We start from the raw sequence: 22,982 nt of genomic DNA, 5'->3' as shown, positions 1-22,982 counted from the left end.
AAATGTAAATTTCTAGCAATCTGTAGTTGTGTTTTAAAAAACAAACTTAACTTAAGTAGTAAAAAAGGATTAACTCGTGTTTAAGCTTGCCAACAATGGAAATGTTTTACTTGATGTAAAAGAACATATTCCTCCCAGCGCTGCATTTATTTTAGAGGCTCTCGAAAAGTCAGCTTTTTGCGACTGTAAAATAGATCATGACGCTATTAATGATTTTTTTAAAAACGAAAACACACAACAAACTCTCGTTGTAGCAACAAAACACAATGCCACTTTAAATGTAACAATTAGCGACGATAAAATGCTGGCCATTGGCGAGCTAACGATTGCCCAAGGTGGAAAGTTATTAAGTTTAGAAGATGCAAAAAAACAACTCGTTAAAGCAGGCATTGTGCGTGGGTATAAACAAGCTTTTTTAGAACAGCTGCTGCAAAAACAATCTGAACACTCTGCGGGATCTGTAGTTAAAGGGATATTAGCTAAAGGTAGGCTCCCAAGCGATGGTTTAGCCACTAAACTAATAACAACCGTAGAGACTTTAAAAGACCGCTTAAAAGCGCCCAAGCTCAAAGAAGATGGCAGTGTGGACATGCGCGACTTTGGCAAGCTTGCAAGCGTAGAACCTGGCTCTGTGCTTATTCGCCAGCAACCAGCAACCCCCGGTAAAGAAGGCTTTACCGTAATAGGTGACATACTGCCCGCAAAGCCCGGAGAAAATAAACAATTAGTGGCAGGCGAAGGGACTGAAATATCAAAAATGAATCCGCTTGAGTTAGTCTCTACTATTGCTGGTGTTCCGGTTGAAATTAATAATGGTATGCGTGTCGACGATATTTTTACCATTTCAGATGTAAATGTAAAAAGCGGCCATATTGACTTTCAAGGCAGTGTTATTGTTACTCGCAATATAGACCCTGGGATGAAAGTAACTGCCAAAGGCGATATTACTATATTTGGCACGGTTGAATCAGGTGAGCTTACCGCAGGCGGAAACATCACTGTTAAACAAGGCATTATTGGCCATCAAAAAGTGGATAGTAAGTCACTTTCTTGCAAGCTAATTGCGCTAGGTGATATTCATGTATCTCACTCACAGTATTGTTATCTCGATGCAAATAATATTTTTATTGATCGCCAAACAAGCCATTGTGTAATGAAAGCTAAACGCTTACTGCAAGTAGGCCAACCAGACTTACCTAAAGGTAAAATATTTGGTGGTGAAATACTTGATGCAACAACTCTCATTGCTGGCGAAATAGGGAATGAATCAGGTGCTAAAATGATTATTAATTTAGCAGCTTCTGGTGCTGAAATAACAGCGGATACTGATAATTGCTTTAGAGACTTAGCTAAAACAGATGCACAATTAGATACGCTGCAAGCAGCGCTAGAAAAAACTGATTTAGTGAAGGATGCCGAAAAGAAGAAAATATTAATCACTAAAATTGGAGCTACTCAGAAACATTATTGTGAGCAAGCAGAGAAATTAGAAAAACGTCTTTCAAACTTAGATCATGACTTACACGATTTACTTAGCGACGCTAATTTAACGGTGAATTCTGTTTTGCATTCAGGCGTAGAGATTCATATTTTTGATAAAGTACTTAAAACAATCCGCAATTACCCTCCGTGCAACGTTAAACTTTTAAATAATAAAATTGAAATAGAGTTTAAAACACACTAAAAAATTGAGTGCTCTATTGAGCACTCAAATTAACTCACTTTTTTACAATTTAAAGTAAGCCACTTACCGTATCATAAGTTTGACTTGGCCATACACCAACTTGTACTTGGCCAATATGCTGCTTTTGTAGTAATAGCATCGCTAGCCGCGACTGCCCTATTCCACCGCCAATCGTTTGCGGAAATTTACTTTGTAGTAGCGCTTTATGCCAATCAAACTCTAAGCGGTCTTCATCTCCAGTTGTACTTAACTGCGCTTTTAAAACCTCAGGGCTTACACGTATACCCATTGATGATATTTCAAATGCATCTTCAAGTACTGGGTTCCATACTAAAATATCACCATTTAAACCCATATATTGATCGCATGTTGGCGTAGACCAATCATCGTAATCTGGGGCTCTTACATCATGAATTTTGCCATCTCCAAGCGCGCCACCAATACCAATTAAAAATACAGCACCATATTCTTGTGCAATGGCTTTTTCGCGTTGCTTAGCACTAAAGTCAGGATACATTCTACGTAGCTCTTCACTGTGCACAAACTTAATATCGTCAGGTAAAAAAGGGGTTAAGCCATAAGACTCTCTTACAAAAGCTTCCGTCTCTTTTATCCCTTTATAAATAGATTGAACAGTTTGCTTTAGTGTTGCCAGCGAACGATCTGTCGTTTCGCTAATTACTTTTTCCCAATCCCACTGATCAACATATACAGAATGAATAGGACTTAATGAATCTTCATCTGGGCGCAAAGCCTTCATTTGAGTGTAAATACCCTCACCAACACTAAAGCCATAAGTTGCCAGTGTTTTACGTTTCCACTTAGCCAACGAATGCACCACTTCGTAGCGGCTATCTGTAATCGCTTTCACATTTACAGCAACTGCGTTTTCATGGCCACTCAAGTTATCTTGCGTGCCGTCGCCAACCTTAGCCAAAATTGGGGCTTGAACCTCAACCAGCCCAAGTTGGGTTTCTAGTTGTTGTGAAAAAAATTGCTTAACTTTACTTATTTGCTGCTGTTGCTGCACATAGTGTGAACTCATAATAATTGGCCTCATTCCCAGTTATTGTTACTTGCTTAATTGATAAAAAACGCTCTAACTAGCGTCCTTAATGAAGTTAATGTAACGATTCAAAGGATTAATTCAATATCCCATAACAAAAATAGCTTTAATATATAAAAACCATTAATTAAGTGGTATAAAAACCATATATTCGATAATTTTATGATAAAAATATAATGGAAAATTATTTAATCGATAATCTCGATAAACAGATACTTCATGCGTTAATGGCAAATGCCCGTACTGCGTACGCCGAATTAGCAAAAAGATTTAATGTAAGCGCAGGGACAATTCACGTAAGAATTGAAAAAATGAAGCAAGCAGGGATCATTACAGGAACGCAATTAACGATTAATACTAAACAGCTAGGCTACGATGTATGCTGTTTTATAGGTATTAATTTAAATAACGCACGTGATTACCCGCAAACGCTTATAAAGCTAGAAGCATTGGAGGAAGTGGTAGAGGCTTACTACACAACAGGTAACTACAGTATATTTATAAAGGTAATGACAAAGTCCATTGATCACTTACAAGATGTGCTGATTAATAAAATACAGGCAATAGAAGCCATTCAGTCAACAGAAACACTTATTTCTCTACAAAATCCAATTAGCCGTACGGTAATGCCTTAACTGCAAAAATCTCGTATAATTGCCGAAAAAAGAGGATAACCATGCAGCAAACTCGCTATCAAAGAATCGAAGACGTACTTTCGCGCCGTCAAACAGACTTAACCGTGTGCTTAGAAGACGTGCACAAACACCATAACTTATCTGCAATAGTACGAAGTGCTGATGCGGTTGGTTGCCATCACGTACATGCTGTATGGCCTGAAAAGCAAAAATGGCTAACAAACAATACCTCAGGTGGTAGCAAAAATTGGCTAGAGACACACCTGCATAGAAATATTGATGATGCCGTTACTGCAATGCGTGAGCGCAATCCAGAAATACAAATATTAGCGACTCACCTATCAGAAGATGCCGTTGATTTTAGAGAAGTAGATTACACCAAGCCAACGGCCATTATTGTTGGACAAGAAAAAACGGGGATATCAGAAAAAGCCCTAGAATATGCCGATCAAAATATTATTATTCCAATGCAAGGCATGGTGCAATCGCTAAATGTTTCGGTTGCTGCTGCGCTAATATTGTTTGAAGCACAGCGCCAACGTGAGCTGGCTGGTTTATATAATAGAGATATGTTGAGCGCCGAAGTTAAACATCCACTTTACTTTGAAGGCTGCCACCCTATTATCGCAAGGCAGTGTAAACAAAAAAAATTACCTTATCCTGCACTTGATGAAAACGGCGAAATAGTCGCTGACGAGCAATTTTGGCAAGCTTTAAAACATACTTGATGGACTAAAGCTCTGTAAGTACACTTAGCCTACTCACAAATAATAAGATTGATACACTTTGTCTAAACCTAGCTTAAATCAATACCCAATTACAGAGCTCAAAGGGGTCGGCCCAAAAATGGCTGAGCGTTTGTTAAAGCTAGGTATTTTAACTGTGCAAGATATGCTTTTTCATTTGCCACTTCGCTATGAAGATCGCACTCGCTTATACGCGATTAATGAACTGGCATTGCATAGCCATGTGAGTGTTGAAGCAACAATTGAAACAAGCCAAATTACGTTTGGTAAAAGGCGCATGCTTGTTTGCCAAATCAATGATGGTACTGGCAGGCTAACACTACGATTTTTTAATTTTACCGCCGCACAAAAAAACGCATTTAGTGCAGGTAAAATAATACGTTGTTTTGGTGAAGTGCGACGTGGCCGCGTTGGCTTTGAAATGAGTCATCCTGAATACAGCATCAGCGATACCTCTAACGAGCAACCAGTAGCGACGACATTAACGCCTGTTTATTCAACAACCGAAGGTTTAAAGCAACTATCGATTAGAGCTTTAAGCGAGCAGGCTATTGATTTACTACATAAATACTCAGTAGAAGAACTACTGCCTTCACAGTGGCAGCCATCAAATATGCAGCTAAGTGACGCCTTATTATTACTGCACCGCCCACCAAATGATGTTGATGTAACTGCATTAGAGCAAGGTACTCACCCTGCTCAACAGCGCCTTGTATTTGAGGAGTTACTTGCTCAAAACCTCAGCTTATTAAAAGTACGAGAGCAAGGGCAACAAGTTAAAGCAGTGGCATTAAATCCGGTAAACACATTAGAAAGCCAATTTTTAGAGCAACTTCCTTTTGCACCCACAAATGCGCAAAGCCGTGTAGTTGCTGAAATTAAAGGTGATATGCAACACGCGTATCCAATGATGCGTTTAGTACAAGGCGATGTAGGCTCAGGTAAAACCCTAGTAGCAGCACTTAGTGCACTAACAGCCATTGCGCAGGGCTTTCAAGTAGCTTTAATGGCTCCTACTGAAATTTTATCAGAGCAACATGGCGTTAATTTTACAACGTGGTTTAATCAACTAGGTATAACCGTTGCTTGGCTTGGCGGTAAAACAAAGGGCAAAGAGCGCGTAGCAACACTTGAAAAAATAGCCTCTGGTGAGGCGCAAATGATTATTGGTACTCACGCTTTATTTCAAGATGAAGTTAAGTTTAATAACTTAGTGCTTATCGTTATCGATGAACAGCACCGCTTTGGTGTCCACCAGCGTTTATCACTGCGTGAAAAGGGTAAGTTTGGTGATTGTTACCCTCATCAACTAGTTATGACCGCAACCCCCATTCCACGTACGCTCGCTATGACCGCCTATGCCGACTTAGAAACCTCTGTGATTGACGAGCTACCACCTGGGCGTACGCCAATCACAACAGTGGCACTTCCTGATACTCGCAGAGACGATATTATTGCCCGCGTTAAATTAGCGTGTAACGAGCAAGGCCGCCAAGTTTATTGGGTGTGTACACTTATTGATGAATCTGAAGTACTGCAATGCCAAGCCGCCGAAGACAGTACACTGCAGTTAAAAGAGGCGCTACCAGAGCTAAACGTAGGCTTAGTACATGGGCGAATGAAATCAGCTGAAAAACAAGCCATTATGAGCGAGTTTAAAGCAGGTAATATACATGTTTTAGTTGCCACGACGGTTATTGAAGTTGGTGTAGATGTCCCTAATGCGAGCTTAATCATTATAGAAAACCCTGAGCGCTTAGGCTTAGCACAGCTGCATCAGTTACGTGGGCGAGTTGGCCGTGGCGCTACTGCATCGCATTGCGTGCTTTTATACCACGCACCACTGTCTCATACTGCTCAAAAGCGATTAGGTGTACTACGCGATAGTAACGATGGTTTTGTGATAGCTGAGCGCGATTTAGAAATTCGTGGCCCTGGTGAAGTACTCGGTACAAAACAAACAGGGTTAGCCGAGTTTAAAATTGCCGATCTTACCCGCGATAAGCACATACTTAACCAAGTTAGACCGATTGCACAGCAAATGCTTAAGCAACACCCAGAGGTTGTTGACCCACTAATTCAACGTTGGTTGGGTAACAAGCAAAATTACGCGCAAGCGTAACCACTCTATTTTCGATACTTTTGAGTTTACTAAGTTAATTTACTAAATTAGCTTACAAAGGATATAAAAAAGCCAGCCCTAAACAATATAGAGCTGACTACTGATATCTAAGCTAAGCAGCATAAAAGCGATTAGCGCCTTTTACTGCTCTTAGTTAAATTTAAGCTTTGTTAAGCTCAAATATAAGCGATGTTTGCGGGAATGATATTGGCATTTGTAAACCAAACTGCATTAGCGCTTCACCTGTAAATGTTTGACCATTTACCGCAGCAATAGAAGATGGGCGATACTCTTCAAATTTTACCGGCCACACTAAGTTAAGTGTGTACTGCGCATCGGCATCTAGGCCAACAAAACGTAATTTATTAGGCGCTGTACGCGGTGTTTCGCGAACACTGTTATACGCAAATAACGCTTTTGTTTTTTGCTCATCGATTAAACCAAAGTTAATTGATAAATCGTCGCTATCAAGGCGGTACAAATCGGCGCTATGAATAAAGTCACGATGCTCTTTATGAAGTGCTATTGCCGCCTTAAGTGAATTGTATTCGTGATCGTTCAGTTCACGTGGGTCCATTTCGATTCCCATGTGGCCAAACATTGATACCGCAGCACGCATTTCAATACTTACATTACGCCCTGTGATATGACAATCGCGTGGGCCTACGTGTGCACCCATAACCGACGATGGGAAAAAGAACGAACATCCACGCTGTATTTCAAGGCGATCAAGCGCATCGTTTGAATCTGACGTCCATACACGGTCTGTGTGTGCAAGTACGCCGTAATCTACACGTGCACCACCTGACGAACAGCTTTCTATTTCAAGCCCTGGGTGCGCCGCTTTAATACGGTCAATTAAACGATAAAGTGCTAATGTTTGCTGGTGCACTGCTGGCTTACCATCAAAATTACCCGCATGGTTAATATCGCGGTTCATATCCCATTTAATGTACTTAATAGTTGGGTATTCAACTAAAATATCGTCAATTGCTTTGTATAGGTACTCAACAACTTCAGAGCGCGTTAAATCAAGTACTAGCTGATTTCTAAAGCTTAACTGTTCGTTGTTTTGAGAGCCTAAAACCCAATCAGGATGCGCGCGGTATAAATCACTATCTGGGTTAACCATTTCTGGTTCAAACCAAATACCAAACTCCATACCTAAGCTATTCACATGATCTATGACTGGTGATAAACCATCTGGGTAAATTTTATAATCTACTGTCCAATCACCTAAACCAGCGTTATCGCCACGGCGGCCTTTAAACCAACCATCATCAAGTACAAAACGTTCAATACCTAACGGCGCTACTCTGTCCGCTAGCTGCTTAAGCGTATCTACGTCGTGATCAAAGTAAATGCCTTCCCATGTGTTGTAATGCACAGGACGCGTTTTTTCACGCTGTGCTTGGCTAAGTAAATTAGCTTTAACAAAACGATGAAAATTACGAGAAAGCGCACTAAAACCTTCACTCGAAAACGAGCCATAAATGCTCGGGCTTTGATACGTTTGACCTTTAGCAAGCGTAAGCTCACCAGGTAGTAATAGCTCACCCATTTGCACGTAACGACGACCTTCAGCTAAAAGCTCTGCGCGTAGTTTATTATTACCACTCCAACCTAAATGAAAGCCGTAACATTCGCCGTGCTGCTCGCCTGCATTTGCGTTATGCACTAATAAACCAGGAAATACATCGTGTGATGTTTTGCCTTTACGGTTTTCACGAACAAAACTGCCTAAGACTAAATCAACCGATTGACGTTGAAATTCATTTGACCAACGACCTTCAAAGCTCACTATTTTGCTTACGCTATCTGGCAATTGAAATGTGGGTGCTGCGCAAAAATTAACGCCCAGTGGTGAGTCGTCTAAATTAGTTAATACAGTATGCGCGCTTAGTACGTCAGTGCTTTTATCAAGTGTAATGCTGTGCACGACTTCAATACCACGAAGCTTATCTACGCTTACAAATTCAAGTGTTGTGGCTGAAGGCTGACGAACTTCTTGAAGTTGTGGCCCTACTGACCATGCGATTGAATCATTTACTAGCTCAAGCCCTGGCGCACCAGTAAAGCCTTCGCCTAATAACGGAGATAGAGAAATAGGCGCTTCTTCAACCACGGCACATTTTACTTCTTGACGCGTAGCAAGCTGAGTTAGCATTGTTTCTGTTGTTTGCTCAGATAGGCGTTTACCAAAGTACAGTAACGCCGGTGTTTTGCTCTGGCAGTCGAAAATAACGGTGCTGTTTACACTGTCTAATCGATAAAATGATTTAGTGTCGGCCATGATTTTCCTATCCTCTTGTTCATTGTGTGAGTTATAAATATAACGAAAATTAGTAAGCTACACTATGTACTAAATGTATCTCTTTGCTTGAGCCACAATCTATCAGACAGTGACATTCAATAATAATAGTATATATCATATAAATTAGGTTTTGATAGTCTTTACATCGCAAATAGTCAGATAAACTCACTGGAAGTACCACTGTAATAAAAAGTATTAAACTAACCTTCGCTTTGAAGTTCTCATGTTGCTTTTAATACATATAAAAAATCGGCCAGAGTTCCCCCATGACCGACTTTGTCAGCTTAAACTATTTATACGTTATTTTTGTACTTGTACTTGGCCTGCGTCATCAAGTGCCGGTGTTTTACCTGCCCACTGCGCATTCAAACCAAATACCACTTTATTTACTATCAATGCAAAGGCTACACATACAATCAGTGTAATTGGCATTAAGTGAATGTAATGAATGTCAGTATGTAGCGGTGAGTTTGCAAATGTAAGCATGCCGTACATTACAACACCTAAAATTACTGCTGCAATACCTGCACGTGCATCCACATTTTTAAATAATAAGCCCACTACAAAAATAGAGAATATAGGCATACTTAATAAGCCATTTAATTGCTGTAGTAAGTTAATAATACTGTCTGCTTGCTGGTAAATTGGTACAAGTACCAGTGTTAAGCTTGTTAGTAGCAATGTTACGTAACCACTTAGCTTTACAACACTTGGCTCTTTATTAAAGTACGCTTCGTGAATGTCACACACATATAGTGCTGTAGCTGAATTTAATAAGCTGTTGTAAGTAGAGAGTACAGCTGCTGCCATTGCCGCTGCGAACACACCGGTTAACCATGCTGGCATTACATCACCCACAATTCGACCATAAGCAGCGTCGCCAATATCGCCATAAAGTTTAAACGAAATAATACCCGGTAATACCACAATTGCAGGGACGATTAAAAAACGAATACCCGCAGCTGCAAATATACCTTTTTGCGCTTCTTTAACATTAGGTGCTGCCATTGCTCGCTGTGTGATTGTTTGGTTAGTACCCCAGTAATACATTTGAATAAAGATCATACCGGTTAAAAGTGTTGGCCACGGAATAGGTGAGTCAGCATCGCCTATGAGTGTTAAGCGCTCCTCAGGAATACCCGTAAAGTCATAATCAATCGCATTAAGTGCTAAAAACACGACTAAAACAGCCATGCCTAGTACAAGTATGCCATTGTAGGTATCCGATACAGCAACTGCTCGCAGGCCGCCAAAAAACGCATAAACAGCACCAATAATGGCAAATGCGGTGGCAATATACATTAGCGGAATATCAACCTTAAACATGGTTTGCATAAATAGCGCGCCAGAATAAATAACCGCTGGCATATAAATAAGTGCATTACCTAAAAAGAATAAACCACCAATAACAGCGCGAATATGTTTGTTGTTATAGCGCTTTTCTAAAAGCTCTGTGGTCGTTGTACAGTTGTATTTGTAATAAACAGGAATGAACACTTTGGCTAAAATAATCAAACCTATAATTGCTGCAAGCTCCCACCAAACCAGTAAAGCCATTTGGTTACCATTCATACCTACAAGCTGATCAGTACTTAAATTAGTTAATGTGATTGAACCTGCAACAAACATCCAAGTAAGGCCACCGCCCGCTAAAAAATACTCTTTGGTTTGGCTTTGTCCGTTATTGCGATTTTGGCCTCGGCATTTCCAATAAGTAAGGCCACCAATTAAAGCGGTGACAAAAACAAAAACCACCAGCTGTAAAATGTTATCTGACATGTGTGTGTCTCCTGCGCGTTATGCGCAATGTCTGTGTAATAAAAAAGTGCACGCTACAGCGCGTGCGCATCTCGACTTAGTTCTAACTTAATCTGCTTTAAAGGCATAAGTTCGGGACGTTGGTTATGCAGCTTTACCAATGCATTTAACTGAAACAGTGAAATAAGCATGCTGTTAAGCACACTCAAGTAACCCTGCTTTTGTAGCTCTGCAATGGTATTGCTACCTAATGTTTGCAGTTTGTCTTCATCAACGGTGCTCAAACCTTGAATAGTTTGGGTTTCGCCTTGTTCAAACTGCAATACAATATCTATGTTTTTAATGAGCCCTAACCGCGCAACTTCTTGGGTAAATTGATACGTTTGATAGTCATTTTTTAAGTCGCTTTCTAACAGTTTTTGCTGTGCACTTAAAAATAAACTCGGATTACCTTTAGCATCAAATAGTGCCTCACCTTGCTGCGTGTTTACGGCTGAGCTTTGATCATCAATCGCGATAAAATAATCGCTACTATTTGCTTCTCGGGTCATTAAATAAAGAGGCTGGGTTTGCATACATACCGGTGTGTAAAGTGCCTGCCATTGGTTGTTATTAACCAATAAACTTTGACCTGCATTAAAGCAGGTTAACGCTGATACTGTATAACTGCCATTTTGTGTATTACGTGCTAAAAAAATAGGTAAGTCGCAGGCTGCTTTTGCTATTTCATTTGCTCTTAAATTAACTAAATGCTGCGTTTTTGCGTATTCAACGGCTGCATTGGGGTTAATTTTTAATGTTTGGTGTTTGGTGTTTACTAGTTCACTAATAGCCATAGTTACACATCCTTAAACTGGGTTAGCTGCTAACCACTGCTCTATAAAAGCACGGTGAGGCGGCAAAGTTTGCAACATCTGCTGTGTAAGCTGGCTGTTACGTTCAATTATTTGTTTGGCTTGCACATGTTGTGAATACAAATATGCTTGTTTAGTAAAGTCAGGCTTAAAGCCCATACCGTACAAAACATACTGATAACTGGCAGCAGGGAATAACTCTAATGCGCCATGAAAATCTTGAATAAGCGGGCCACGGCTTCCCCAAAGAAGTAAATCTTCTTGCAGGGTTTGTGGAATAGTATTGGGCTGTACATGTGCTTGCCAGTAAGGCTCTGGGCGCTTGGTTAGCATGTAATGAAGCTTTAAAAAGTCGATAATACGCTGCCAGCGGTAATCCATTTGCTCGTTAAAGCGTTTAGCTACTATAGGCATTACTTGTGTATCTGCTGGCATGTGCTCTGCTACAAAGCGTGCTGAAATTTCAACAAGCATAATAGCGGTTGCTTCAAGCGGCTCTACAAACCCTGCTGACATACCAATAGCAACACAGTTTTTATGCCAAAACTTCTCACGGTATCCTGATTCAAAACTAATTTTACGGGCAGTTAAACCGTTTGCTGCATCGCCTAAATAGTCTCTTAGGTTTTGCTCTGCTTCATCGTCTGATAAAAATTTGCTTGAATAGACATGCCCTACACCACGGCGATGCGTTAAACCTATATCCCAAATCCATCCAGCGTTTTGCGCTGTTGCTATGGTATGGCTGGCAAGAAGCTGCTCGTTTTCATCGTAAGGGACTTGCATAGCCAGTGCGCTGTCGTTAAATAGCACGTGGTCCATTTTTTTAAACGGTACGTTGAGCGCTTGGCCTAATAACAATGATGAAAAACCAGTACAGTCTATGTATAAGTCGGCATTTATGGTGCGGGTTTGATCTTTTAATGTCAGCGTATTTATTGCACCACCGTCATCAAGCTTTACCTGATCAACAGTACCAATAATATGCTCTACGCCAAGCTTACTTTTACAATGCTGTTTAAGCATTTCTGCAAAAGCGCCGGCATCTAAGTGATAAGCGTAATTACAATTACCTTGATATTCACCTTGCGCTATACCTCTTGGGGCTAAGCTTGCTTCGCAAATATCATGTTGAAAATTAGTTTGCTGTGCAAAGTCTTCAACATTATCTAAATATGGGGCTAAATCTATACGGCCGTAGCCTAGCGGTACAGTAAATGGATGGTAGTAAAAGTCATTATTGCCATGAGTCCAATTTACAAACTTCCCGCCTTGTTTGAAGGTAGCATTACAGGCTTTAAACACATCGACTTCACGCAAGCCTATTTGCTGAAGTGTGTTTTTCATCGTGGGCCAGGTACCTTCACCTACGCCAATAGTTGGAATGTCTGACGATTCAACCAACATCACTTTTAAGCCGTCACCATTTTGACCTTGGTGACACGAAGCTATAATTGCAGCGCTCAGCCATCCTGCTGTACCACCGCCAACTACCGCTACTGTTTTTATTGCTTTATTCATAATGGACTACTCTTTGAGTATTTTTGATAACGTTTTATACAACAAATGCCCGTTAGGGCATTTTGATTTAATGTGTATTCATTTTAGCCAATTAGGTTAACTAATATACATTACTGCTAAATTAACCTAATTGGTATTAGCACCTTGGTGCTGTAATGAAAACTAAGAGGCTAAAAATACGCCTCCATCATTAATTAAAACGATCCGCGAATACCAAACGCGTAACGTGAGCCATTATCTTCTACTGAATAGATTTGGTTAGCAAAACGACCTGTTTGCACTAACTCTTCTTCAGTGATGTTGATGCCTTCAGCAAAAATAGTGAAGTTTTCGTTAATATCGTAGCTTGCACTAATATCCCACTGGCCGTAAGTTTCTACGTTCACTGGTTCACCATTAAAGCCGTTATCAACTAAGCGTAAAAAGCCTTCACGGTTGTTAAATGCAACACGTGCTTGCCAGTTTTCTTGCTCATAGAAAAATATTAAGTTTTGTGAATCCCCAAGACCTTCTAGTGCAAATGTTTGTGTAGTATCGTCACCCACACTAATGTCGCTATTCACAACAGTTGCATTGGCAATAAAACCAAAGCCATTTTCAAACATGTGAGTAACACCGACTTCAAAACCGGTTACAGTTGCAGACTCACCATTTTGAGGACGACTTACAGTGTAAACTTCTGAACTACCAACAAGTTCGTCATCTGTTTGGTCTGTACATGTAGTACACGCAAAATCAGGACCTGAACGGTCAGACATTTCGTATGTTTCTGCACCTGTTAGGGTAACAATAAAGTCGTCAACTTCTTTACTAAATACTGCAAAGCTAAATAAGTTAGCATCGTTGTAGTACCACTCGTAAGAGATATCCCAGTTTTCTGATTGGAATGGTTTAAGTGCTGGGTTACCACCACTTGCCGTTAAATTTTGACGACGTGGCTCGTTAAAGTTTGTCGCAGGAGATAGCTGAGACATAGTTGGGCGAGTGATACTGTCGTACGCTGCAAAGCGTAGAATCATGTTGTCTTGCAGCTCTAACTTAACATTTAAAGACGGTAATAAGTTTGAGTAGCTAGTGCCTTGTTCAATGCTTGTAGCCGGGCCAAATACGTTAGCAAACAATGTTGCGTCAGATGTTGGTATTACATCGCTAATAAAGCTTTGTATTGCAGCAACTTCAATATCAGTTTCTGAGTAACGCGCGCCAAAGTTAACTGTTACGGGCATATCTGAAAGGTCAAAACCAAGCGTAAAGTCCATGTATAAGCTAGTGATGTCTTCGTTAATTGTGTAACGGTTATTTTGTAGTGTTGGCTCTACTGGGAAACCTTGATCGGCTAAGTAATCAAGCATTTTATCGCCATCGTAGCTATAAAATGTATCGATTAAACCAGGGAAGTAGTTACTCGCTGTATAAGCTTCAAAATCAATTGCATCAAGTGGTGCTTGTGTACCATAACCACAGAACTGACATTGACTACCAAAGATTTGAAAGCTTGATTTTTCACGTTCTTGGCGATAAGCACCAAAGTTAATGCGATCAACGGGGCCTTTATCTGGCACATATTCAAAATCGGCTTTTACTTCAGTAATTTCATCTTCATCTGTAAATTGATTACCAATTTCGTTGTAATGAAGTCGCGCTAGGCTTGGATCTGGCAACGAACCATTTTCAAAACCATCATGCTGTACAGTAGGAATGCTGCCTGTACCGTCAAAAGTATAGCTATTGATAACACCTACAACGTTAAAGCGATCTCTACCCGCACGGTCGTTTTCGGCTGTTGAGCGAGATACATCAAATTTAGCTTTTAATGACTCGTTTACTTGCCAGTCAACGTTAATACCAAATGCTTTATTAGTTACATCACGTGAGTTACGTGTATGTGATACAAAGTCGCTTGCAGGGTCGCCACTTGGCACGCCTAAGCCAACTTCTTGAGAGAAAGTTAAAAGCGTGCCTGTTTCAGGATCAATCGTTGCACTGCCTACGCGGTCTGGTTCAAACCACGATGCTAAATCGCGTACTGTTGAGTCAACTTCGAATTTTGAAATCATGCCATCAACAGTAATCGTAACATCGTCAGACGGTGCATATTGTAGTACTAAACTTGCATTTGTACGTTCACGGTCTTGCTCATCAACTACTTGGTCCCAGTTACGTGGAATGTAAGCATTATCAAACAATACACCATCCGTTGGGTTAGAGATTGTTTGACCGCCGCGCCAACCTGCCGTTAAAATTTGGTTATTTTGAAGTTTACGTTGTTGATTAGTGATGGCAAAAAGCACACCTAGCTTGTCATCGTTAAACGTATTACTTATTAAGAATGATGTTGATGGAGATACTTCTTCAGAAAGGCTTTCGTACATACCTTTAACTGAACCTAAAATATGTAAACCACCAAAATCAAAAGGGCGTGCTGTAGTTACGTTAACCGTACCACCAATGCCGCCTTCTTGAAGAGTTGCTGTATTACTTTTATAAATATCAGCACCGGTGATTTGATCCGCGGCCAATACATCAAAGTTAAATTCACGACCTGCGCTGTCTGTCGCAATTTGACGACCATTAACAAGTACAGTATTAAATTGTGGACCAAAACCACGAATAGTTACCGCTTGGCCTTCACCACCACTACGGTCAATTGCTACACCTGTAATACGTTGCAGAGATTCTGCTACGTTTAAATCAGGAAATTTACCAAGATCTTCTGCTTTAATCCCGTCTGTAACAACATTAGATGCTTTTTTATCTAACATTGATGAACGTAAGCTGCTGCGGATACCCGTTACTGCGATAACTTCAACATCTTCATTTACTACTGTAGGCGTATTGCCTTCAGCGCCTTGAGCTGCAACGTTTCCGCTTGCCAATATGCCTGTGATAGCAATACTGATCGCGGTTTTCTTGTTGAACGATAACTTATTGTTAATTATCATTTTTTAAAAACTCCTGATTGTGTGTAGTCGTTGTGTCATTGTGGTAGTGCATATAGTTTCAAATACTATTTATATTATAAATACTTTAAACCAGCAAAAAGTGCAACCTTTTCCTGAATTATGGATAGCATTTAATCACTGTATTTTTGCTTTTAATTTTCTTTAAATTAACATTAGAATGCTGTATTCATTCAGAAAAAGAGTAAATAATAACCTGTTCGTAATCCTCTCTCGGCAATAAATTAGCTTTTGGAAAATTTTCACGATTTGGCGCATCTGGCCAATTTTGCGCTTCAAAACACAAAGCTTGCCGTGCTTTAAAAGGCGAACCAACAAAGTTTGCGGTATAAAGCTGCATGCCTGGCTGCGTACTTTTAAGGGTTAAACTAACGTTCGTGTGTGGCGAAGTTAATGTAGCCATCGTCTTTAAACTGCTGTCATCATTAAAAATATAGCAGTGATCAAAGCCATTTCCAGCTTCTAGTTGAGGATGAACGGCGCTTAAGGCCTCACCAACTTGAGCTGGCTTAGTAAAGTCAAAGCAGGTACCGGTGACTGATGCAGATTCATTAAGTGGAATACTAGTTGTATCAATAGAAAGATAGTAATTGGCATTAACTTGAACAAGGTGTTCATTAATTGATTCGCTGCCATCAAGATTAAAATAGCAATGGTTAGTAAAGTTAACGAGCGTTTCTTTATTGGTTAGCGCTTTAAAGTGCAGAGTAAGCTCGCCGTTTTTAGCGCTAATCGTTTGCCAAACCTGCAACTCACCGGGGAAACCTTGTTCGCCGTCGGGCGAGCAATAATAAAGTTCAACTTCACTTTCAGTTTGTTTGGTTACTTGCCAAAGTACTTTATTAAAGCCTTTAACGCCGCCGTGCAGGCTATTAGGGCCGTTATTTGCTTCTAGTTGATACTGCGTACCAGATAAGTTAAAACGCCCCTTTGCAATGCGATTAGCGTATCGACCTACTGTAGCGCCAAGATAAAATGGGTTTTCAAGATAGTATTGAGGATCATCGACGCTAAGCGTCATTTCTTGTTTTTTAAATTTAATGCTTTTTATTATTGCGCCAAATGGCAAAATTTCAGCTGTTAAATTTTGACCATCACTGAGCTGAATAACTTGTAAAGGTTGGTTATTGGCAATAGATGTCACACGCATTCTCCAATCAAATTACCGAATTAACATTTCCTGTTATAACGGCGCAACAATATATAATATAAATAGTATATAATTGAAGCCTGTAACTCAATCTAAATACGTTGAAATTTCTCGACAAATATTTACAGCTGCCATCATATATTTACAATAATTCAGCTCAGTATGGGCTTATGTAAAACATAAGCCTCGTAAGGTTAACTGCTTTGGTAAATGTGCTCGTTAAGCGCTGCTTTTTCGTCAATGCTAAGCGCTTGTTTTGATTTAGCAATAAAATCATACCTCACCATAACGGCCTTACCTATTGCGCAGCATTTATCGTGTTGCCATGCTTCCTGTCTCAGCGTAAAAGAGCTAGTGCCTATATGCTCTACAGAGGTTTTTACGGTCACTTCGTGGCCATAAAATAATTCGCCCACAAACGACACTTCAACTTTGGCGATAATCAATTTCCAATCATGTGGATTTAAGTCCGGTGTAAAAAACTTAAAAATAGGTCCACGTGCGACTTCAAACCATACAGGTAGTACGGTATTGTTAATGTGTCCGAGTGCATCTGTTTCGCTAAAGCGCGGCATCACTTTTTCAATAAACATAAAAATCCAATAATAATTATATAAAGGTAAACCATGACGGACTTTATACGCGTTGTTGATAACGCATTAAGCGATGAGTTTTGCGATGAATTTATTACCACATTCGCGCAAAGCCCGCATGTAAAACAAGGGGTAACATCGGGCGGTGTCGACTTAAAGAAAAAAGACAGTCACGACCTACACTTAAATAATCACCCCGAATATGCACAACAATTAAAACATATACAACAAACGACTGCACAGCATGTTTTTAAGTATGTTGAAGAACATATTTTTATGATGATTGGGGCGTTTGGCTTAAAGGTCTATCACCCAAAAACAGGTGACGTTGTCGATTTAACCCAAGAGAATTTTGAAGAAGTGGGTAAACCGCAATTACCTTTGCTAGTTCAGCAAATTTTTAGACTTGGTAATATTCAAGCGCAAAAATACGAAGTAAATAAAGGTGGCTACCCTTACTGGCATAGTGAAGTTTACCCGCAGCTACAGCATAATGAAGCACTGCATCGCGTGTTGTTATTTATGTTTTATTTAAACGATGTTGATGAAGGCGGTGAAACGGAGTTTTACTATCAAAACCGTAAAATCGCCCCTAAAAAAGGCACTATGGTAATAGCCCCAGGCTACTTTACACATACTCATAGAGGCAATAAGCCAGTATCAAACGATAAGTATATTTTAACATCGTGGGTGTTGTTTAATCGTGCAGAACAAATATATGGTGCGCCAAAGAGTTAGCGCACCAAAATCAGTATTATTTAACCGAGCAGTTCATCAAATAAATTAAACAACTGATCTAGCTCTTCAATGGTGTTGTAGTGCATACAACCAATGCGCACTACACCGCCTTTATCAAGCACATCTAATTGCTTGCACAAACCTTGCGCGTAAAAATTACCATCCCACACACAAATATGCTGCTTACCTAAAAATTCTGAAACGGCGCGTGGCTCAAGCCCTTCAAAAATTAAAGCAAAAGTAGGTGTACGCTCATTTAAGCGATCAAAGTCATCAATACCAAACAACTTAATGCGTGGGTAGTTTACCAAGCGCGTTAAAAAGTGCTCACTAAGCGCCATTTCGTGTTGTTTAGTTTTAGCAAAAGCCACACTTAACTTTTCGCGGCGTGAATGGCTATCGTCAAGTTCGCTAATTGCTGCAATGTAATCAACAGCCGCGATAAAACNCCCGCCATGGCTTCAAAGCTTTGTGTGCCGGTTTCCCAACGACCTGGTGCTACGTCTTTAGCTGGCTCAACTTTATAAGGCGTAAACCCGTCTAAATGTTCTTTTTTACCGTAAACCATACCTAAATGCGGGCCAAAAAACTTATATGCAGAGCAGGCTAAAAAGTCGCAATCAAGTGCTTGTACGTCTACAAGTTCGTGCGGTGCGTAATGTACGGCATCAACATAAACAAGTGCGCCTACAGCGTGAGCAAGCTCAACAATACGTTTAATATTATTAATTGAACCTGTGGTATTTGACGCATACGTTACCGCTACAAGCTTAGTGTTGCTGTTTAATAAGCTTTCAAACTGCGCCATATCTAAGCTGCAATCTGCTTCGTTAATAAGCGCTGTATTTACCTTTACGCCTTTATCTTCTGCGACTTGTTGCCACGACGATACATTTGAGAAATGATCGGCATTGGTTACAATTATTTCATCACCAGCCTGCCAGTCGCGTGAAATAGCACGGCTAAAGCTAAATGTTAGGCTGGTCATGTTTGGACCAAACACAATTTGTTGTGAGCTAGGTGCATTAAGTAAATCAGCGGCTGCTTGACGCGCATTCGCCATCAATTCAACGGTTTTATCACTTGAAAAAAACGCGCCACCTAAGTTTGAATTATAATGACCTAAATAAGCTGTCATCGCATTAAGCACCGATGTTGGTACCTGCGAGCCACCCGGTCCGTCTAAAAATATTGGCGATTTACCATCAACGTTTTGCATTAATGCAGGAAACTGCTCACGTAATTGCGTTATGTTCATGCCTAACTTCCTTAAGACGTTAATACAAAACAATCCAGGTAACCTGGTTTGCTAGCATCAATTTTGTTCATAGGTGTTGCGTTGTGCCACACTTCACGGTCGTTTATTAATGCAAACATGCCGTCTTTTATTTCCATTTTAAAACAAGGCTCAGCTTGCTTGTTTTCGTATACAAGTAGCTCGCCGCCTTCTAAGTTTTCATGAGAAACGCCGCATATACATACATGGTCAAAACCATCTTGATGCACGCCTTCTGGCGCTGCCGGCGTATCGCTGTTAATTGCAAGCATACGGAACTGATGAATTTCAATATCACGCTGTTCATCAATACCGGTAAGTTGGCGAAACTCATTTACAATGCTTTTCATGCCTTCTGACTCAAGTAAACTTTGCTCTAGGTTTTCGTAAGTACGCTCTACATTACCTTGAAAAGTATTAATTGAATCGTCTTGAACAAATGCTTTGGTTTGTTGTAACTTTATTTCACCATTTTGCATTTTAACTACTGAGTAACGACGTTTACGAAAGGCGCCATCTGCATAAGGATTTGCAGGCAGGTTATCAAAAGAAGGCTTAACCAAATCAATATTTGCTTGGTTAACAAAACGTAGTTGCAGTAAATTCTGGTTGTTTAATGCTGTCATAAAATCTCGCCTAAAATAATGAGAATATTGATGAGGATTTTAATGCATTTTGATAGGAATTTTTGCGCGATTACTTACTTTAAAAGCAACTTAAGACTAGATTTAATACAATAATATAAAAAAAGAAGCATGAACTATCTAATATTTATTTTAGCCAATAAAAAACCCGCCTAAGCGGGTTTTTAAACAAACTCTAAAAATTATACAGCTTGTTGAATAATCACGTTGTCTGCTTTTTTAGTGTAAGCAGGCATACGGTGGAAGTTCAAGTAACGGTATGTATCTGACGCCGTTGCATTGATCTTCGCAGCATATTCTTGATACTCAGCAACTGTTGGTAATTTACCAATGATTGCAGCAATTGCAGCAAGCTCAGATGATGCTAAGAATACGTTTGCGCCATTACCTAAACGGTTAGGGAAGTTACGTGTAGAGGTAGACACAACCGTTGCTTTATCTGCAACACGTGCTTGGTTACCCATACATAGTGAACAACCTGGAGTTTCGATACGTGCGCCAACACGACCAAAAATACCATAGTAACCTTCTTCTGTAAGTTGGTCTTTGTCCATCTTAGTAGGTGGAGCAACCCAAAGCTGAGTCGGAAGTTGACCTTTAAAGCCATCAAGCAACTTACCAGCAGCACGGAAGTGACCAATGTTAGTCATACAAGAACCGATGAATACTTCATCAATTTTCTCGCCAGCAACATCAGAAAGAAGACGCGCATCATCTGGGTCATTTGGAGCACAAAGAACTGGCTCTTTAATCTCAGCTAAATCAATTTCAACGATATGCTTGTACTCTGCATCAGCGTCAGCTTCCATTAGTTCTGGGTTAGCTAACCAATCTTGCATTGCAGTAATACGACGTTCAATCGTACGTACATCGCCGTAACCTTCAGAAATCATCCACTTAAGCATAACAATGTTTGATTCTAGGTATTCAGAGATAGACTCTTTAGATAACTTAACAGTACAACCTGCTGCCGAACGCTCTGCAGATGCATCTGATAATTCAAACGCTTGCTCAACAGTTAGGTGCTCAACGCCTTCAATTTCTAGTACGCGACCAGAGAATTCGTTAATTTTACCTTTTTTCTCAACTGTTAATAAACCTTGTTTGATACCGTAGTAAGGGATTGCATGAACAAGGTCACGTAAAGTGATGCCTGGTTGCATTTCGCCTTTAAAACGAACCAAAATAGATTCAGGCATATCAAGCGGCATAACACCAGTTGCTGCTGCGAATGCTACTGCACCCGAACCTGCTGGGAATGAAATACCTAATGGGAAACGTGTATGTGAATCACCACCAGTACCTACGGTATCTGGTAATAACATACGGTTTAACCACGAGTGAATAATACCATCACCTGGACGAAGTGAAACACCGCCACGGTTCATGATGAAATCAGGAAGCGTATGGTGAGTGCTTACATCGATAGGCTTAGGATAAGCTGATGTATGACAGAATGACTGCATTGTTAAATCTGCAGAGAAACCTAAACATGCTAGATCTTTAAGTTCATCACGTGTCATAGGACCTGTTGTATCTTGCGAACCAACAGTTGTCATTTTAGGCTCACAGTACTGACCTGGGCGAATACCTGCAACGTTACATGCTTTACCAACCATTTTTTGCGCTAGTGTGAAGCCTTTATCAGAAACTTCTGTTGCTGTTGGTACTTTAAATGTATCAGTTGCACCTAAGCCAAGAGATGTACGCGCTTTGTCAGTTAAACCACGACCGATAATTAGTGGAATACGACCACCAGCACGAACTTCATCTAAAATCACATCAGATTTAAGCTCAAAAGTAGAAATCACTTTATCAGTACCATGTTGCTTAACAGCACCTTCGTACGGATAAATGTCGATTTGCTCGCCCATGTTGAGTTCATCAACATTTAATTCGATTGGTAATGCGCCTGAATCTTCCATTGTATTGAAGAAGATTGGAGCAATTTTATTACCTAGACATACACCGCCAACACGCTTGTTTGGTACGAATGGGATATCATCGCCCATAAACCAAAGTACAGAGTTAGTTGCAGACTTACGAGAAGAACCCGTACCAACAACATCACCTACGTAAGCAAGTGGTAAACCTTTAGTTTTTAATTCTTCAATCTGAGTAATTGGACCTACTTCGCCCGCTTTATCAGGTGTAATACCATCGCGTTCAATTTTTAGCATTGCTAAAGCATGAAGTGGGATATCTGGACGAGACCATGCATCTGGTGCAGGAGACAAGTCATCAGTATTTGTTTCGCCAGTTACTTTAAATACAGTAACTGAGATCTTTTCAGCAACAGCTGGCTTATTAGTAAACCATTCTGCATTTGCCCAAGACTCAATAATTTGCTTAGCGAATGTATTACCTGCTTTTGCTTTTTCTTCTACATCGTAGAACGCATCAAACATAAGTAATGTATTTGAAAGGCCTTTAACTACGATTGGTGCAAGTGTTTCGTCATCAAGTAGGTCAATCATTGGTGCGATATTGTAACCGCCCAACATTGTACCTAATAATTCTGCCGCTTTTTCTTTAGAAACAAGTGGAGAATTAGTTTCACCTTTAGCTACAGCTGCTAAGAAGCCCGCTTTAATATAAGCAGCATCATCAACACCTGCTGGTATACGCTGAATGAACAAATCTAAAATGAATTCTTCTTCACCTGCAGGTGGAGTTTTGATTAATTCAATAAGATCAGCAGTTTGCTGAGCATCTAATGGCGCTGGTACGATACCTAACGCGGCACGTTCTTCTACGTGTTTACGATATTCTTGTAGCACAATATTGCCCTCTTGGTGACGTGAAAGTATCCGGTAGCGCTTCAAGCGCAAATAAGTTACCCAATACTTATAGTATTCTAACGCGTAATTATAAAGCTTTTATGGATAGATGAAAATCCATCCAGTTACGCAACTGATTAT

General features: G+C 40.2%; 15 protein-coding genes and 1 pseudogene. 5 read left to right on the top strand and 11 right to left on the bottom strand.

Going from position 1 to position 22,982, the window contains the following annotated elements:
• Positions 1-76: 76 nt before the first annotated feature.
• Positions 77-1,684, top strand: a complete 1,608-nt coding sequence (locus L654_RS0107090) for a FapA family protein (protein WP_024589558.1) — start codon at positions 77-79, stop codon at positions 1,682-1,684.
• Positions 1,685-1,733: 49 nt separating this feature from the next.
• Here L654_RS0107090 and asnA read toward each other — a convergent pair whose 3' ends face one another.
• On the bottom strand, positions 1,734-2,729 hold the full coding sequence (asnA, locus tag L654_RS0107085; RefSeq protein WP_024607665.1) for an aspartate--ammonia ligase: 996 nt from the start codon (positions 2,727-2,729) through the stop codon (positions 1,734-1,736).
• Positions 2,730-2,926: 197 nt separating this feature from the next.
• Between asnA and asnC the strand changes: the two genes are divergently transcribed.
• The 3 genes from asnC to recG are packed head-to-tail and all read left to right on the top strand — an operon-like array spanning position 2,927 to position 6,253.
• On the top strand, positions 2,927-3,385 hold the full coding sequence (gene asnC / locus L654_RS0107080; RefSeq protein WP_002958822.1) for a transcriptional regulator AsnC: 459 nt from the start codon (positions 2,927-2,929) through the stop codon (positions 3,383-3,385).
• Between the two features lie 41 nt (positions 3,386-3,426).
• Complete coding sequence (gene trmH, locus L654_RS0107075) at positions 3,427-4,113, top strand: tRNA (guanosine(18)-2'-O)-methyltransferase TrmH (RefSeq protein WP_007580009.1); 687 nt, start codon at positions 3,427-3,429, stop codon at positions 4,111-4,113.
• Positions 4,114-4,171: 58 nt separating this feature from the next.
• Entirely contained in the window at positions 4,172-6,253 is a 2,082-nt protein-coding gene (gene recG, locus L654_RS0107070; RefSeq protein ID WP_024607664.1) for an ATP-dependent DNA helicase RecG, read from the top strand.
• A gap of 160 nt (positions 6,254-6,413) precedes the next feature.
• Here recG and L654_RS0107065 read toward each other — a convergent pair whose 3' ends face one another.
• The 7 genes from L654_RS0107065 to L654_RS0107035 all read right to left on the bottom strand — a co-directional run bounded on the left by L654_RS0107065 (position 6,414) and on the right by L654_RS0107035 (position 17,403).
• On the bottom strand, positions 6,414-8,546 hold the full coding sequence (locus tag L654_RS0107065; protein WP_024607663.1) for an alpha-galactosidase: 2,133 nt from the start codon (positions 8,544-8,546) through the stop codon (positions 6,414-6,416).
• A 321-nt stretch (positions 8,547-8,867) separates the two neighbouring features.
• Positions 8,868-10,346, bottom strand: a complete 1,479-nt coding sequence (locus L654_RS0107060) for an SLC5 family protein (RefSeq protein ID WP_024607662.1) — start codon at positions 10,344-10,346, stop codon at positions 8,868-8,870.
• 53 nt (positions 10,347-10,399) lie between these two features.
• On the bottom strand, positions 10,400-11,161 hold the full coding sequence (locus L654_RS0107055) for a SapC family protein (protein ID WP_024607661.1): 762 nt from the start codon (positions 11,159-11,161) through the stop codon (positions 10,400-10,402).
• A 12-nt stretch (positions 11,162-11,173) separates the two neighbouring features.
• Positions 11,174-12,700, bottom strand: coding sequence for a tryptophan halogenase family protein (locus L654_RS0107050; RefSeq protein ID WP_024607660.1), 1,527 nt, complete (start codon positions 12,698-12,700; stop codon positions 11,174-11,176).
• 194 nt (positions 12,701-12,894) lie between these two features.
• The gene (locus L654_RS0107045) at positions 12,895-15,642 is read right to left on the bottom strand and encodes a TonB-dependent receptor (RefSeq protein WP_024607659.1); all 2,748 of its coding nucleotides are present in this window, start codon (positions 15,640-15,642) and stop codon (positions 12,895-12,897) included.
• 187 nt (positions 15,643-15,829) lie between these two features.
• Positions 15,830-16,804: an aldose epimerase family protein gene (locus L654_RS0107040; RefSeq protein ID WP_024607658.1), complete on the bottom strand. Its 975-nt coding sequence runs from the start codon at positions 16,802-16,804 to the stop codon at positions 15,830-15,832.
• A gap of 200 nt (positions 16,805-17,004) precedes the next feature.
• A complete protein-coding gene (locus L654_RS0107035; protein ID WP_024589549.1) occupies positions 17,005-17,403 on the bottom strand; it encodes an acyl-CoA thioesterase in 399 nt (132 codons plus the stop codon).
• Positions 17,404-17,436: 33 nt separating this feature from the next.
• Here L654_RS0107035 and L654_RS0107030 point away from each other — a divergent pair, with 33 nt between their 5' ends.
• Positions 17,437-18,141, top strand: coding sequence for a 2OG-Fe(II) oxygenase (locus tag L654_RS0107030; RefSeq protein WP_024589548.1), 705 nt, complete (start codon positions 17,437-17,439; stop codon positions 18,139-18,141).
• A 20-nt stretch (positions 18,142-18,161) separates the two neighbouring features.
• On the opposite strand, the pseudogene L654_RS01000000125680 reads toward L654_RS0107030, so the two are convergent.
• From L654_RS01000000125680 to acnB, 3 genes and pseudogenes are all read right to left on the bottom strand, one after another.
• Positions 18,162-19,399: pseudogene (locus L654_RS01000000125680) on the bottom strand (cysteine desulfurase-like protein).
• A gap of 11 nt (positions 19,400-19,410) precedes the next feature.
• A complete protein-coding gene (locus L654_RS0107020; RefSeq protein ID WP_024589546.1) occupies positions 19,411-20,043 on the bottom strand; it encodes a 2OG-Fe dioxygenase family protein in 633 nt (210 codons plus the stop codon).
• A 200-nt stretch (positions 20,044-20,243) separates the two neighbouring features.
• Positions 20,244-22,841: a bifunctional aconitate hydratase 2/2-methylisocitrate dehydratase gene (gene acnB, locus L654_RS0107015; RefSeq protein WP_024607657.1), complete on the bottom strand. Its 2,598-nt coding sequence runs from the start codon at positions 22,839-22,841 to the stop codon at positions 20,244-20,246.
• Between the last annotated feature and the right edge of the window lie 141 nt (positions 22,842-22,982).

The sequence above is a fragment of the Pseudoalteromonas sp. TAB23 genome, from assembly GCF_000498075.1.
Taxonomy (GTDB): domain Bacteria; phylum Pseudomonadota; class Gammaproteobacteria; order Enterobacterales; family Alteromonadaceae; genus Pseudoalteromonas; species Pseudoalteromonas arctica.
Note: the sequence above shows the minus strand (reverse complement) of the source record. Positions and strands in the feature narration are given on the sequence as shown.